Source organism: Staphylococcus argensis, from assembly GCF_002902305.1.
GTDB lineage: Bacteria > Bacillota > Bacilli > Staphylococcales > Staphylococcaceae > Staphylococcus > Staphylococcus argensis.
Window position 1 is genome coordinate 939,669 of record NZ_PPPX01000001.1, and the last position, 14,694, is coordinate 954,362.

Annotated in this window: 14 protein-coding genes and 1 pseudogene; 6 read left to right on the plus strand and 9 right to left on the minus strand. The window is 38.8% G+C overall.

Translation table 11 applies throughout. The features are described 5' to 3' along the window. The first annotated feature begins 20 nt into the window (after positions 1-20). Positions 21-551: a DUF309 domain-containing protein gene (locus CD039_RS04555; RefSeq protein WP_103371312.1), complete on the plus strand. Its 531-nt coding sequence runs from the start codon at positions 21-23 to the stop codon at positions 549-551. 169 nt (positions 552-720) lie between these two features. Here CD039_RS04555 and xerD read toward each other — a convergent pair whose 3' ends face one another. From xerD to CD039_RS04570, 3 genes are all read right to left on the minus strand, one after another. Next, positions 721-1,608, minus strand: a complete 888-nt coding sequence (gene xerD, locus CD039_RS04560; RefSeq protein ID WP_049410367.1) for a site-specific tyrosine recombinase XerD — start codon at positions 1,606-1,608, stop codon at positions 721-723. A 21-nt stretch (positions 1,609-1,629) separates the two neighbouring features. Further along, complete coding sequence (gene fur, locus CD039_RS04565) at positions 1,630-2,076, minus strand: ferric iron uptake transcriptional regulator (protein ID WP_002473178.1); 447 nt, start codon at positions 2,074-2,076, stop codon at positions 1,630-1,632. Positions 2,077-2,188: 112 nt separating this feature from the next. Beyond that, complete coding sequence (locus CD039_RS04570) at positions 2,189-2,731, minus strand: NUDIX hydrolase (protein ID WP_002473158.1); 543 nt, start codon at positions 2,729-2,731, stop codon at positions 2,189-2,191. A 266-nt stretch (positions 2,732-2,997) separates the two neighbouring features. Between CD039_RS04570 and CD039_RS04575 the strand changes: the two genes are divergently transcribed. Continuing rightward, entirely contained in the window at positions 2,998-3,912 is a 915-nt protein-coding gene (locus CD039_RS04575; RefSeq protein WP_103371313.1) for an aldo/keto reductase, read from the plus strand. Between the two features lie 189 nt (positions 3,913-4,101). On the opposite strand, the pseudogene CD039_RS04580 reads toward CD039_RS04575, so the two are convergent. Then, positions 4,102-4,873 (minus strand): annotated as a pseudogene (locus CD039_RS04580) (SDR family NAD(P)-dependent oxidoreductase). 235 nt (positions 4,874-5,108) lie between these two features. Here CD039_RS04580 and proC point away from each other — a divergent pair. Further along, positions 5,109-5,939: a pyrroline-5-carboxylate reductase gene (gene proC, locus CD039_RS04585; protein ID WP_002473154.1), complete on the plus strand. Its 831-nt coding sequence runs from the start codon at positions 5,109-5,111 to the stop codon at positions 5,937-5,939. 147 nt (positions 5,940-6,086) lie between these two features. Here the strand turns inward: proC and rnz are convergent, their stop codons facing one another. Then, the gene (rnz, locus tag CD039_RS04590) at positions 6,087-7,007 is read right to left on the minus strand and encodes a ribonuclease Z (RefSeq protein WP_103371314.1); all 921 of its coding nucleotides are present in this window, start codon (positions 7,005-7,007) and stop codon (positions 6,087-6,089) included. A gap of 147 nt (positions 7,008-7,154) precedes the next feature. On the opposite strand from rnz, the gene zwf reads away from it, so the two are divergent. Together zwf and CD039_RS04600 are read left to right on the plus strand one after the other, a co-directional pair. Then, positions 7,155-8,639, plus strand: coding sequence for a glucose-6-phosphate dehydrogenase (gene zwf, locus CD039_RS04595; RefSeq protein WP_103371315.1), 1,485 nt, complete (start codon positions 7,155-7,157; stop codon positions 8,637-8,639). Between the two features lie 315 nt (positions 8,640-8,954). Then, entirely contained in the window at positions 8,955-9,827 is an 873-nt protein-coding gene (locus CD039_RS04600) for an AraC family transcriptional regulator (RefSeq protein ID WP_167386225.1), read from the plus strand. Positions 9,828-10,089: 262 nt separating this feature from the next. Here CD039_RS04600 and gndA read toward each other — a convergent pair whose 3' ends face one another. After that, the gene (gene gndA, locus CD039_RS04605; protein ID WP_103371316.1) at positions 10,090-11,499 is read right to left on the minus strand and encodes an NADP-dependent phosphogluconate dehydrogenase; all 1,410 of its coding nucleotides are present in this window, start codon (positions 11,497-11,499) and stop codon (positions 10,090-10,092) included. A 74-nt stretch (positions 11,500-11,573) separates the two neighbouring features. Beyond that, positions 11,574-12,698 carry a M20/M25/M40 family metallo-hydrolase gene (locus CD039_RS04610; RefSeq protein WP_103371317.1) on the minus strand — a complete coding sequence of 375 codons (1,125 nt, stop codon included), beginning with the start codon at positions 12,696-12,698 and terminating at the stop codon, positions 11,574-11,576. Positions 12,699-12,962: 264 nt separating this feature from the next. Here CD039_RS04610 and prli42 point away from each other — a divergent pair, with 264 nt between their 5' ends. Beyond that, the gene (gene prli42 / locus CD039_RS11825; RefSeq protein WP_167386226.1) at positions 12,963-13,061 is read left to right on the plus strand and encodes a stressosome-associated protein Prli42; all 99 of its coding nucleotides are present in this window, start codon (positions 12,963-12,965) and stop codon (positions 13,059-13,061) included. Between the two features lie 158 nt (positions 13,062-13,219). Here prli42 and CD039_RS04615 read toward each other — a convergent pair whose 3' ends face one another. Both CD039_RS04615 and brxB read right to left on the minus strand, forming a co-directional pair. Then, positions 13,220-14,215 carry an aromatic acid exporter family protein gene (locus CD039_RS04615; RefSeq protein WP_103371318.1) on the minus strand — a complete coding sequence of 332 codons (996 nt, stop codon included), beginning with the start codon at positions 14,213-14,215 and terminating at the stop codon, positions 13,220-13,222. 12 nt (positions 14,216-14,227) lie between these two features. After that, a complete protein-coding gene (gene brxB / locus CD039_RS04620; protein WP_103371319.1) occupies positions 14,228-14,665 on the minus strand; it encodes a bacilliredoxin BrxB in 438 nt (145 codons plus the stop codon). Positions 14,666-14,694: the final 29 nt, after the last annotated feature.

The following is a 14,694-nucleotide window of genomic DNA, read 5'->3' on the forward strand; positions in this document are numbered from 1 at the left end:
AAATTTGGAGCGTGTTGAAGTTGCATCAAGCACTCATTTCTTTTTACTATCACTTTCATTATCAACAACATTATTTCTTGTGTCACGATATACTTGAGGAGGCTTGGAAAGCGCAATCTCATTATAGTAAAAATGATGCGGTCGTGAGCTTAATTCTATGTGCAACTGCTTGTTATCACTATCGACGTGGTAATCGAGTAGGTGCGTCTAAGTCCTTTAGCAAGGCTTTAAAAGTAATTGAACGTTACGATGAGGATGACGACAGATTAGGTTTGGATCTATGTTCTTATAAGAAAGTGATTCAACAGCAGCGTACGCGTCTCAAACAAGGCGAGCCATTTTACCCTGTTCATCTACCACTTACAACTGAGATGGAAGAAGAAATTATCCAAGTTTACCCAGAATACCGATTCTCAGAAGAAGTGATTACGAACCCGTATATTATTCACCATCATACAGAGCGAGATCGTACTGAAGTTGTTCAGGCACGTCGACGTGCTTTGCAAGAAAAGCAACAAGCTCGCTTGAATCGTAAACGTTATAGTGAATAGAAAACAACCTGCCCCCTCTTCAGGAGCACAATGATTTATACTGTGTTACGTTTCGCCATTATAGTTAAATGCGCATTATATACAAAAAAAGAGTAGGAAAATGAGGATTGGATGAATATCTCTGTCTTCACTTTCCTACTCTTTAAATCAGTGACTTTAAGCTACTTTATTATGCACGGGGGTGGAATTGGTTATAAATTTTTCTAATTTGTGATTTCGATACGTGAGTATAGAGTTGAGTTGTAGAAATATCTGCATGCCCTAGCATTTCTTGAACTGCGCGTAAATCCGCACCATTTTCAAGTAAGTGGGTCGCAAAAGAGTGTCGTAATGTATGAGGTGTGAGCGTTTTAAAAATTTCAGCTTTCACACCATTCTGTTTAATCATCTTCCAAATCGCTTGGCGCGATAAGGGTTTGCCATGCATATTTAAGAATAGATTATCTGTGACTGTCTTCTTCAAGAGTTGTGGTCGCACTGTCTCAATATAGGTTTCAAGAATGTCAATAATCGTTTCACCGAGCGGCACGATACGTTCTTTATTGCCTTTACCAAACACGCGCACGAATCCCATGATAAGGTTCACGTCTTCTACCTTTAAATTTATGAGTTCTGTCACTCGCATGCCTGTTGCATAGAGCAATTCAAGCATAGCACGATCACGATACCCATTATTTTTAGACATATCAGGTGTTTCAAGTAAACGGATGACCTCATCAACCTCAAGGACATCAGGTAAGCGTCGTTCGTACTTTGGCGTTTCAATTAATACGGTTGGGTCTTTGGCTGCATATTTCTCTCTAAGAGCAAACTGATGAAAGCTCCGTATCGTAGAAATAAAGCGGGCAATCGACTTTGCAGATGCCCCCTTATCATGTAAATCACCCAGACAAACTTGAATGGTTTGACGATCGATGAAATCAATGTGACTGATCTTCTCTTCTTCGAGATAGTCTTGATATTTCTTCAAGTCACGTCGATATGCGCCTATAGTATTCTCACTTAATCCCTTTTCAAGTTGAATAAATTTCAGGTATTCTTCGATAATTTCGTCCATTACAATACCTCAAATCTTGTATTATTTACCTTTTGCTTGGCACTCAGCACACACGCCATGGAAAGTGAGGCGGTGGTCAGAAATTCTGAAATTAAAGTCTCGTTCAACTTTCTCCTCTACTTGAGGTAGTAAATCTTCTTCAATCTCCTCAACCTTTCCACATTCCATACAAACTAGATGGTGATGGAAGTGTTTCGCACCTTCTTTACGTAAGTCGAAACGTGCGACGCCATCGCCAAAGTTAATCTTATCTACGACTTTCAATTCGGCAAGTAATTCTAAAGTACGGTAAACGGTTGCCAAACCGATTTCAGGCGCACGATCTTTCACCTTTAAATACACATCTTCAGCACTGAGGTGATCTTTTTCATTTTCAATTAATACTCTTAATGTAGCCTCACGTTGAGGAGTTAGTTTATAAGATGATTGTTGTAGTTGTTGCTTCACGCGATTTAAACGTTCTTCCACGGAAGGGTCACTCCTCTATTATTATTAATTCATCTCAACACATACTACGCGTGTTGATTCATCATATATAAAATACCAGTAATTGATAATATTTTCAAGTTGGTAACATTATTTATTTAGAATGATTATAATTAAGGAGTAAGTGTTGAAGTCCGATGATTGTCTTCGCATCTTCAAATTCCCCGTTTTGAAGCATTTCACGAATTTTATCGATTGAGAATGTGTGTAATTCTAGAAATTCATCTTCATCTGGATGCATGTCGCCCTCTTCTACTTGATCAGTAAAGTAAATCGTTAAGCGTTCGTTTGAGAATCCAGGTGAACCGTACATATCAGTGACCCATTCTAAAGATTGTGCTTGATAACCCGTTTCTTCGGCTAATTCGCGTTTAGCAGCTTCTTCTCGATCTTCGTCTTTTTCAAGTTTACCAGCAGGTAGTTCCAGTAATGGCTTCTCAGCTGGTTTGCGGAACTGTTTCACTAATACGACTTCATTATTGGGTGTGACTGCACATACCGCTACTGCTCCGTTATGAAAGACAAGTTCACGTTTAGATGTGTCGCCATTCATCAGTTCAACATCATGCACTTCTACATCAATGATTTGTCCTTGATATATCTTTTCGCGATGTGTCGTTTTTTCATTAAATTCCATGATGGATTTCCTCCTTTAAGTATCTTTACTCGATTGTTATGGTTCCATTATAGACATTTTTAATCCAATTTGAGAACTAAAGTCTATCACTGTAATCATTTTAACTCACAAATCTGAAACACAGGCTTATACAATGTATTGATATTAAGGTAAAATGGGTAAATGATAATGTAGCGATGCTATGAACGCATTAAGACTGAAAGCGAGCGAACGATAAGCAACTTAACTATCGCTCGTGGAAGGATGAGAAAGGAGAAAGTGTAGATATGCAAAAGCGCACTTTGAAAAGTGGTATTGAACTTTCAGAACTAGGACTCGGTTGTATGAGTCTAGGTACTGACTATCAGCATGCAGAAGGTATCATTGAGCGTGCTTTAGATAACGGTATTACTTACTTTGATACAGCAGATGTTTACGATAAAGGTGTGAATGAGGAAATTGTTGGCAAAGCACTTAAAAAATATCAAAATCGTGATGACATCGTTATCGGTACAAAGGTGGGTAACCATCGTCAAGAAGATGGCTCTACATTCTGGGACCCTTCTAAAGACTATATTAAATCAGAGGTTAAAGAATCATTGCGCCGTCTAGGTTTAGATCACTTAGATTTATATCAACTTCATGGCGGTACAATCGATGATCCATTAGATGAAACGATTAGTGCTTTCGACGAATTGAAGCAAGAAGGCATTATTCGTGCTTATGGTATTTCTTCTATTCGCCCTAACGTTATCGACTATTACCTTAAACATAGTGATATTGAAACGTTAATGTCTCAATTTAATCTGATCGACAATCGCCCAGAGTCATTAATGGAAGACGTAAATCAGAAAGATGTGAAAGTGCTCGCACGAGGCCCTGTATTTAAAGGTTTACTCACTTCTAATAGCAATCAAGCGCTCGACGATAAGTTTGCAGATGGTATCTTTGACTATAGCTATCAAGAACTTGGTGAAACGATTGCTTCTATTAAGGAAGTGGAAAGTAATTTAACTGCATTAACGTTCAATTATTTATTAAATCAAAAACCGATGGGCTCTATCATCGTAGGTGCAAGCAGCCCTGAGCAAGTAGATGAGAATGTGAAGAACTTTGAACGTGCCAAAGAAATTAGTCGCGACATGGTCAAAGCAGCACGTAACCGCGTTAAAGATGAAGAATATACCAATCATTTACGTTAATAGTTAATCATCTATGTGAGAATAAAACGGCGAAATCATCATAGATTTCTGTCTCAATATATTATTAATATGAAAAATAATAAGCTACTGTGCATTTCATTATGCAATTACGCAGTAGCTGACTGAACTTGAGATAGCTGGCGCTTTCTCAAATTCTAGTCATCATTGCGGGGGCAAGACCACGAAATCTTAGATTTCTGTCTTGCTCCCTTTGTTTTTGAACAATGGTCCCGCTACTTTTTCGATGAATCGTGGAGCTAAGTTGTATAGTTTTAATAATATACGCATCCATCTTGGTCGGTTAATCTCATCTTTTCTTAAAAGCATGCCTGTGATGATTTCTTGCGTTAATATTTCTGGTTCAATCATAAGCTTATGAAAGCGTTCTTGATAGCGTCCTGAAGGATCTGCTTTTTGATGAAAAGGTGTACGTATCGGCCCTGTGTTGACCGTCATAACATGATAGTTTGGATACTCAAGACGTAACGCATTCATCAATTGGTAGAAAAGCAATTTTGCTCGCACCATAATGTGCTGCATAAGCTTGAGTTGCGAAACCAGCTTGACTGCCAATCCCTACGATAGATGCATTGTTTTTAAGAAAAGGTCGAAGTGTTTGGAATAATAAATTGAAGTGCACTACATTAACCTGATAAGTTTCGAGCATTTCTTCAGTTGTATGTGCTTCAATTCCTTTGAAATAGCCTACGCCTGAACAATAGATAAACGCATCCAAAGTGGTATGATTCAGATGAGAAGCTACCACTTTAATTGACTCGGGGTTCAACATATCACATGGGACTATTTGAAGCTGATCGTCCTGCTGTTCTAAGTTAAGTGCCCGCATCTTCTCAATATTACGGACTAAAGCAATGACTTTATGACCATCATGTAATATTTGTTTCACGAGTGAAAGGCCTAATCCGCTCGTCGCTCCAGTTATAATATACGTTTGCTGCATGGTGCCACCTCTTTCCTGTTTAATCCTATTCTCTCTTATCATAACTCAATCAACAATGATAACTAAACTCATTATTATAGTGAAATGTCGATTGAAGGCCGCCCTCGTTAAGATCGCTGATAATTTCGCCTTTTCTTCCTTTATCATAATTATAATAAGTAAACGTTTCCACTAGCCTAATATGATATCTGTGTTACTATAGAAACATATTGTAAGGAGGTAGTGATACAACGTTATGAAATTAGTATTCTATGGTGCTGGAAATATGGCACACGCAATTTTTACTGGAATCGTGAATTCCAATGTAGTGAAATCTGAGAATATTTATTTGACGAACCGTTCAAATGAAGACGCTTTAAAGAAACATGCAGAAGAACTTGGCGTTCAATATAGTTATGACGACGAGGCTTTATTGAAAGATGCGGACTATGTCTTCCTCGGTACGAAACCTTATGACTTTGATAATCTTGCCGACCGTATCAGACCGCATATTAATGAGGATAATCGTTTCATTTCTATCATGGCAGGATTACCTATTTCATACATTCAAGAACAACTTGGAACGTCAAATCCAATTGCTCGCATCATGCCTAATACCAATGCGCATGTCGGTCATTCAGTAACAGGCATTAGCTTCTCCAATAATTTTGGACCGAAATCTAAAGAGGAAGTTCATGAGTTAATCAATGCCTTTGGTTCTGTTATCGAGGTGCCAGAAGATCAGTTACATCAAGTAACAGCGATTACTGGAAGCGGCCCAGCTTTCCTATATCACGTCTTTGAACAATACGTGACAGCGGGTACACGTCTTGGTCTTGAGAAATCTCAAGTTGAAGAGTCAATTCGTAACCTTATCATCGGAACAAGTAAGATGATTGAACGTTCTGAATTAGGTATGGATCAATTGCGTAAAAATATTACGTCTAAAGGTGGCACAACTCAAGCAGGTTTAGATGCTTTATCTCAATACGATATTGAAAGTATCTTTGAAGATTGCTTAAAGGCTGCCGTGGATCGTAGTGTTGAATTAGCTTCACAAGATGACGACGATGATGACGACGATTAAAGTCACAATTAAAGATAGAATGTAATAAATATATTAAACTCCCTTCAATAGGCTCGATTCAAACCTAGTGAAGGGAGTTTAATTGTTGGGTCAAATAGTGGTATTGCCACAGGAATTCATTTTACAAACTCAAATTAAACGCAAAGTTTAAAACTGATAACTATCGAAATCACGCACAATATTGAAGTTAAGCTCAGTATATTGCAAGTGCAATTGGCTTTCAAGCTCTGTGACATCATCTAAATTATAACGATTACTAATGTGAGTAATTAAACCGTGATGGACCTGAGCATTGGACATTAATTGAAAGACATCCGCTACGTGTGAGTGGTGGTAATTATTCGCGAGTGTACGGTCGCCCTCTAAATATGTCCCCTCGTGTACCATCACATCTGCATGTTCGGCAAGTGTTATTTCGTTGGCACATGGCTTAGTATCACCAAAGATAGCAACGATAGGCCCTCTTTTCTCTGGACCTTTAAAGTCGTTGGAGTCGTAGAGCTGCCCTGCGTGTTCAAAGGTTTCTTCTGATTTCACTTGTTGATACTTCGGCCCTGGTTCTAAACCGATTCGTTTGAGCGCTTCAACATCGATGGTCCCTGGTGTCGATGGAGCTTCGATACGGTAACCAAATGAAATGATCCCGTGATTAAGAATTTGTGCCGTAACTTCAAAGCCGTGATGTTGATAGGATAACTCATTGTCTATTTCAATAAACGTGAGTGGATAGTTTAATTTGGAGGCCGATAACTCTAATGCGGTCTCAACGAATGATTTAATCCCCTTTGGCCCGATGATAGTGAGCGGTTTGCCCTCACCACCTTGGAAAGAGCGACTCGTCAATAGACCTGGTAAGCCAAAGATGTGATCACCGTGCATATGTGTGATAAAAATATGATCTACTTTACCTAATTTAATTGAATGATGTAGAATCTGATGTTGCGTACCTTCACCTACATCGAACAGCCAAATATGATTAGTATAGGGTTCTAAATTAAGGGCCATCGCTTGGGTATTACGTTCTTTCGTAGGTAGACCAGCGCTAGTCCCGAAGAATGTGATTTCCATGCACATGTGCCTCCTTTTCGACAACATTTTATCACAAAGTGAAATAGAATAAATAGTCACAACTCAACAATTAAGCAAAAAGGTATGTACAAATTTAGCTATTGTTTTATAATGATTAAAGATTAAAAAAGAATTGAGGTTTTAATCTTGAGTACTAGCAATAAGAACATCCCATGTTTGATTACGATATTTGGTGCTACGGGTGACTTAAGTCATCGTAAACTCTTTCCATCGCTCTTCCATCTTTATCAACAAGATAACTTGAACGAACAAATCGCAATTATTGGGATTGGTCGTCGTTCAATGACTAATGATGACTTTCGTGAACAAGTGAAAGCTTCAATTGAGCATTATGTAACGAATACAGAACACCTCGAACATTTCATGGAACATGTCTTCTATCATGAGCATGATGTGAATGATGAGGCAAGCTATGACGAATTGCTCGAATTCAGCAATGATTTAAATGAACGTTTCGAATTAGGTGGCAACCACTTATTCTACTTAGCGATGGCACCGAAATTCTTCGGTATTATCTCGGACTATCTGAAATCTTCTGGTTTGACTCAAACAGAAGGGTTCAAACGTTTAGTCATTGAGAAACCGTTCGGCAGTGACTTAGTTTCAGCTGAAGAGTTGAACAACCAAATCCGCCGCTCATTCAAAGAAGAAGAGATTTACCGTATTGACCACTATTTAGGTAAAGATATGGTTCAAAATATCGAAGTATTACGTTTTGCTAACGCGATGTTTGAACCGCTCTGGAATAATAAATATATTTCTAATATCCAAGTGACCTCTTCAGAAATTCTCGGTGTTGAAGACCGAGGTGGTTATTATGAATCAGCCGGTGCATTGAAAGATATGGTGCAGAACCATATGCTTCAAATGGTGGCGCTATTAGCGATGGAACCACCAATCAGTCTCAAAAGTGAAGACATTCGAGCTGAGAAAGTGAAAGTACTTAAATCATTACGCAAATTAGAACCTGAAGAAGTTAGCCATAACTTTGTTCGAGGTCAATACGATGCAGGTACCATTAATGGTGTTGAAGTACCGAAATATCGTGACGAAGACCGCGTGGCAGAGGACTCAGATACACCTACATTTGTAGCAGGTAAAATACGCATTGATAATTTCCGTTGGGCTGGCGTACCCTTCTACATTCGTACAGGTAAGCGCATGAAGAGTAAAACGATTCAAGTCGTTGTAGAGTTTAAAGAAGTACCACTTAACCTTTATTACGAAACAGATAAAAAGTTAGATTCTAACTTACTCGTGATTAATATCCAACCGAACGAAGGTGTGTCACTCCACCTTAATGCGAAGAAAAATGTACAAGGAATTGAAACAGAACCTGTACAACTCTCATTCTCAATGAGTGCTCAAGATAAGATGAATACAGTCGACGCCTACGAGAACTTATTGTTCGATTGTCTCAAAGGCGATGCGACGAACTTTACACACTGGGAAGAATTGAAATCGACATGGAAATTTGTCGATGCGATTCAAGAAGAATGGACACAAACACCACCTGAGTTCCCAGATTATGAAGCAGGTACCAATGGACCGCTCGAAAGTGAATTATTGCTAAGTAGAGACGGCTTCCACTGGTGGGAAGATGTGCAATAAACAGTTAAATAAATAAAGCTATGCAATGCGAGACCTGTGGATGAATATATGAGATTCGTCTGCAGGTCTTCTTTCGTATTATCTAAGAAGATGATTTATGGTAGCTGCGACTCCCTTTTATTCCCCCACTACCATTATTACTTTTTATCTGAAAAAGGAATGTGTTAAAGTGTAACAGTATGCGAATCTCTAAAAGTTATCAATTTCTTGAGAAATGTCGTTTCATAGATGTTTCTTGTAAGAAAATGATGTAGAATATAACTAATTGAGTTTATAGTGCTTGCTTACAAGCATAGATTTATAGGAGTGAAAGTATTGGACGTTATCAAGCAAATTCAACAAGCAATTATACATATCGAGGATCATTTGCTAGAATCATTTCAATTACAAGAATTAAGTGATTACGTTGGCCTTTCACCTTACCATCTCGATCAGTCTTTTAAAATGATAGTCGGTCAATCACCAAGCGAATATGCTAAAGCGCGCAGAATGACGCTGGCGGCTAAAGATGTGATGGCCCACTCTGGTCGCGTGGTAGATGTTGCTAAGAAATATCATTACGCTTCTGCGAATGACTTTGCGAATGATTTCAGCGACTTTCACGGTATCTCTCCTATTCAAGTTAATACAAAGAAAGACGAATTGAAGATGCAACAGAGAGTTTACATTAAGTTATCTACAACAGAACGGGCGCCTTACACTTACCGACTTGAACGTCAGAAAGATATACCTCTCGTGGGTCATGCACGCTTTATTGATGCGGAAGACATCGAGAATCCGTTCAAAGTGCCAGACTTTATTGAAGATTTGCTAGTAGATGGGTATATTAAAGATTTGCAGCGTTATAATGATATTGCCCCTCACGAGTTATTTGTGATTAGTTGTCCTTTAGACAATGGTATGGAAATATTTGTGGGTGTACCGAGTGAACGCTATCCAAGCCATCTTGAGAGTCGTTTCCTTCCAGAGCGGCAATATGCGAAGTTCAATCTTCAAGGCTCCATGGATTACGTGGTGAACGAAGCTTGGTACTATATTGAGACGAGTTTGCAAATGACTTTACCTTATGAGCGCAACAGTCTCTACGTTGAAATCTATCCTTTCAATATTGATTTCAATGATGATTTAACTAAAATTCAATTATGGTTACCTGTTGATCAAGATGCTTACGATGAAAGCGAAGATTGAGCATTTGATAACTATAAAAAATAAAAAGAACGTCAATTTCTATATTTCTAAGATCATTCTGGTCATCTTAGTTATAGAAATTGACGTTTTTTAGTGCGTAGAAGTGCGTGCAGGCGTTGTTATTGTCTGTGATTTAAATGTCTAGCTACAACGCGTCACGTTTTCTAGTGGCAAGATATCAATTTTAAATGTGAATTGTCGTCTCTACATCATTTAAAAAAGACAGTGAAACCAGCCTGATTTCACTGTCTTTAGATCTTTCTTATTCGTCTACCCACTCAGTATGGAAGACGCCGTCCATATCTTTTCGCGCATACGTATGTGCACCGAAATAGTCACGTTGCGCTTGAATCAAGTTCGCTGGTAGATCTTCTGAACGGTAACTATCGTAGTAGTTAATGCTTGCTGAGAAACCTGGTGTAGCAATACCGTTTTGTACTGCTGTTCCTACGACTTCACGTAGAGCACCTTGATAGTTTGTAACGATATCTTTGAAATAAGGGTCTAATAAGAGATTTTGTAAGTTTGCATCTTTGTCATACGCATCTTTGATTTTTTGTAAAAATTGCGCACGAATAATACAACCTTCTCTCCAAATCATTGCAAGTTCGCCTAATTGTAAGTTCCATTCATTTTCCATACTTGCACGGCGCATTTGAGCAAAGCCTTGTGCATAAGAACAAATTTTACTCATATATAAGGCTTTACGAATTTTTTCTAAAAAGGCTTCTTTATCCCCGTTAAATGCAGCTTGTGGACCTTCTAATTGTTTAGAGGCATTCACGCGTTCTTCTTTAAGTGAAGAAATGAAACGTGCAAAGACTGATTCAGTGATAATTGTTAATGGAATACCAAGTTCAAGTGCATTGATGGATGTCCATTTACCAGTACCTTTTTGTCCAGCTGTATCCATAATTTTTTCAACTAAAGGTTCGTTTGTTTCGTCATCAATTTTAGTAAAGATATTACCTGTAATTTCAATAAGGTAACTTGATAGCTCGCCCATGTTCCACTCTTTAAATGTTTGAGAAATGTCTTCATGTGACATGCCAAGCAAGTCTTTCATCATGACATAACTTTCAGCGATAAGTTGCATGTCGGCGTATTCGATACCGTTATGCACCATCTTCACATAGTGACCTGCCCCATTTGGACCGATGTAAGCCACACATGGAGCGCCATCGTCAGCTTTAGCGGAAATATCACTTAGGATATGCTTCACTTTCTCGTAAGCTTGTTGTTGACCACCAGGCATAAGCGATGGACCTGTCAATGCACCGATTTCACCACCAGAAACACCCATTCCGATAAAGTTAATACCGCTCGCTGCGAGGTTACGGTTACGGCGAATTGTGTTTTGATAATTTGTATTTCCGCCATCAATTAAGATGTCGTCGTCATCGAGTAGTGGGAGTAAACTATCGATTGTCGCATCAGTAGCGGGGCCAGCTTTGACCATTAATAATATTTTACGTGGTTTTTCTAAAGATTGTACAAACTCTTCAATAGAATACGTAGGGTGGATTTGTTTACCTGCGGATTCTTTAACCATTTGCTCAGTCTTTTCAGGAGAACGGTTAAAGACAGATACACTGTAGCCGCGAGATTCAATATTCCAAGCTAGGTTTTTACCCATTACGGCTAAGCCTACTACACCAATTTGTTGTGCCATGTTACTTACCTCTCTTATCTTAAAATGTTCGATATAATTGTATCATACTAACGCTTATTCATCACTTAATGAAACTATTGGCGTGCGATCTTAACGATTTCTATCAGTTGTGCTGTAAGTCGATTTAACTCCTCTATTGCAATACGTTCAGAAGTGGTATGGATGTGTTCATAGCCTACACCTAGAATGACAGTTGGGATGCCGAATCCATTGATGATATTACCATCTGAACCTCCTCCAGCTATGACTGTGCGAGGTTCAAGATTTAGCGCTTCAGCACTTCGACGTGCAATTTGAGTTACTTCTGCATCTTCGGCAATCTTGAATCCTGGATAGCTCGTGGTGATCGTAACTTGAGCTGAGGTACCATGTTTCGCTGCTGTTGACTCAAACATCTCTTTCATATGTTGAACTTGAGCTTCGACCTTGGTAGCATCGTGAGAACGCGCTTCAGCATGAATTGTGACTTCATCCGCTACAATATTAGTTGCTGAACCACCTTCAAAGCGACCGATATTAGCTGTTGTCACGTCATCAATTTGACCTAATTTCATGCGACTGATGGCTTTAGCTGCAATATTAATTGCACTGATCCCTTTGCTCGGCGTGCTTGCGTGAGCAGTGACACCGTAAACCTTCGCATCTACTTTAACTTGAGTGGGTGCACCTACAACAGTTGTTCCTACAGGTTGGCTCGCATCGATAGCGAAACCGTATTGCGCATTCAAATATTTAGGATTTAATGCACGTGCTCCAAGCAAGCCGGATTCTTCACCTACCGTGATGACAAATTGAATCGGACCATGTGTGATGTCTTGTTCTTGTAATGTACGAATCAACTCAATAATTGCAGCGAGTCCAGCCTTATCATCTGCACCAAGAATCGTCGTACCGTCAGAGTAAATATAACCATCCTCTTTCACTTGGGGATGAACTTGACGTCCTGGCACTACCGTATCCATATGACTCGTGAAATAAATCGGTGTCTTCATTTCTTCCCCTTGCGTTGGTGCTAAGGTACATATGAGGTTATTTGCGCCGAGTCCTTTTTGCTCTCCTGCTTCATCTTCAACTACCTGAAGTCCTAGAGATTCAAATAGAGACTTTAAGAAAGGTTGAATCGTTGCTTCATGTCCGGTTTCAGAATCAATTTGCACGAGTTCTAGAAATGTATCAAGTAAACGTTGTTTATTAATCATTGTCTTCGCTCCCCTTTTCCCTTAATACTTCTAGTATAGATTATAGAGGCGTTGAGTTGTGATGAGAAGTATTATAATGAACGTCGAAACTTATTACGGCTTTTCTGAAAGTAAAATTTTTCAGTGAAATGATACGAATGTGAGCTGCTGTGTACTTCGTTTTTCTAATCCACTTGGAGTTGAATACCAAAAATATTAAGAATACTACATGACAACGTGTTATAATAACGATATATAATATTATATTGGGATGGAGGATCAACATTGAATAACAAAATATTTCGAGTGGTCATCATCGTGATGCTCGTTGCAGTAGTACTCGCGTTGTTGCTAACAAGTCTCGTTCCACTCGTTGGACGTTAATAACAATAAAGATGCCTTCCTTGCTTGATGTTGTCATAGATCAAGATAGGAAGGCATTTTTATGACCATGAAATTCGACCACCATTTCGTTCAAAAAATGAACAAAATGGTGGTCGTTTGTTGTTCATATTCATTTTAGTTCTTAATATCTTCTTTAATTAACTCACTTCGCTGTGCATTTTTAAAGAGCCAAAGTGAGATTTAATATTTAAATACTCTTCAAGTTCGTATAAAGTTTGCATAATACTTGCACGTGTTTCAAGTTCGGCATGCGTTGTTGGTAAAGGCGCCTCTTGCACTTTGAGGCGAATATCATATAGAGAGTGAAGACGCAGTACGGTATAGTCATTGCTATTGACATTCTCGCCTACTTCGCTGAGTAAACCAGAAAGCTGTTCAATCGTTTCATCACGCCCGTCGATATGTTGAACTAAGTTATGAATACGCATCAGTAGTTCTAGTTGTTCTTCGCGCATATCGAAATAATGATAATATGAGTTCTCATTTCGAACGAAGTGATTTTTAACATCTCTAAAGGCGAGTGATTTCGCTTTCTTGATCGTGAGCTTTAAGTGTTGGATATGGTCTTCCACAGTGTTGATTGAAGTCATTTTATCATCAGTAAGTAAATAATGACTGAAAGTCGTAAAGATATGACGGAATTCGCTTTCAACTTTCTGCTTATACTGATTTAAGTTGTGATCTAAGCTCGGCATGATGAGGTTCATAATAAAAGCAATTCCGAGACCTACACACAAGAGTAACACTTCGTTGATAAACAAATGTAAGTCGATGGACTTAGCATTAAAGACGTGTAGGAGTATAACACAACTTGTTATGACGCCTTCTTGTACGTTCAAGACTACAGTCAAAGGAATAAACAAGAGTACGATTAAACCGATGACGAGTGCGTGCTGACCGAGTATGCTAAATGCGAGCATGCCAATCAGCAAGATAATCAGACAGGAAATGAATCTAGAAACGATGGCTTGTAATGAGTGCACTTTCGTATGTTTAATGCACAAGACAACTAAAATGGCACTAGATGCAAAATTATCTAGACCAATGAGTTTGGCGATAATAATACCTAGTGCCATTCCGACAGCCGTCTTAATCGTTCTAAATCCAATGCGATATGGATTTAAACTTAACATTATTGACGACCTCTATCTTTCTTCACAATATTCATCGAATAAATTCTGTAATTGAGTGATAACATCCATGATGTCATGTCCTTCGATTTGATGACGTTCTAACATTGCTTTTGTTTCGCCATCTTTAACGAGTGCAAATGATGGACTTGATGGTGGATAACCTTCAAAGTAGTCACGAGCACGTTGCGTTGCTTCTTTGTCTTGGCCGGCAAAGACACTAACTAAGCGGTCAGGTAATTTATCAAAGTGAAGAGCATGTTGCGCAGCTGGACGTGCAATACCACCAGCACAACCACATACTGAGTTCACCATGACGAGTGTTGTACCGTCTTGTTGTAATACTTTATCAACTTCTTCAGGTGTAGTAAGTTGCTCGTAACCAGCTTCTTCGATTTCGTTACGTGCTTGTTCAACTACATCATTCATATATAGATCAAAGTTTAAATCCATGTTTTAATCAGCCTCCGTTGGAATACTTA

Coding starts and splice junctions, on each gene's coding strand:
- xerD (WP_049410367.1), bottom strand. CDS start 1,608: ATGGACGAAATTATCGAAGAATACCTGAAATTTATTCAACTTGAAAAG.
- CD039_RS04570 (WP_002473158.1), bottom strand. CDS start 2,731: ATGGAATTTAATGAAAAAACGACACATCGCGAAAAGATATATCAAGGA.
- CD039_RS04575 (WP_103371313.1), top strand. CDS start 2,998: ATGCAAAAGCGCACTTTGAAAAGTGGTATTGAACTTTCAGAACTAGGA.
- proC (WP_002473154.1), top strand. CDS start 5,109: ATGAAATTAGTATTCTATGGTGCTGGAAATATGGCACACGCAATTTTT.
- rnz (WP_103371314.1), bottom strand. CDS start 7,007: ATGGAAATCACATTCTTCGGGACTAGCGCTGGTCTACCTACGAAAGAA.
- gndA (WP_103371316.1), bottom strand. CDS start 11,499: ATGGCACAACAAATTGGTGTAGTAGGCTTAGCCGTAATGGGTAAAAAC.
- CD039_RS04610 (WP_103371317.1), bottom strand. CDS start 12,698: ATGATTAATAAACAACGTTTACTTGATACATTTCTAGAACTCGTGCAA.
- CD039_RS04615 (WP_103371318.1), bottom strand. CDS start 14,215: ATGTTAAGTTTAAATCCATATCGCATTGGATTTAGAACGATTAAGACG.
- brxB (WP_103371319.1), bottom strand. CDS start 14,665: ATGGATTTAAACTTTGATCTATATATGAATGATGTAGTTGAACAAGCA.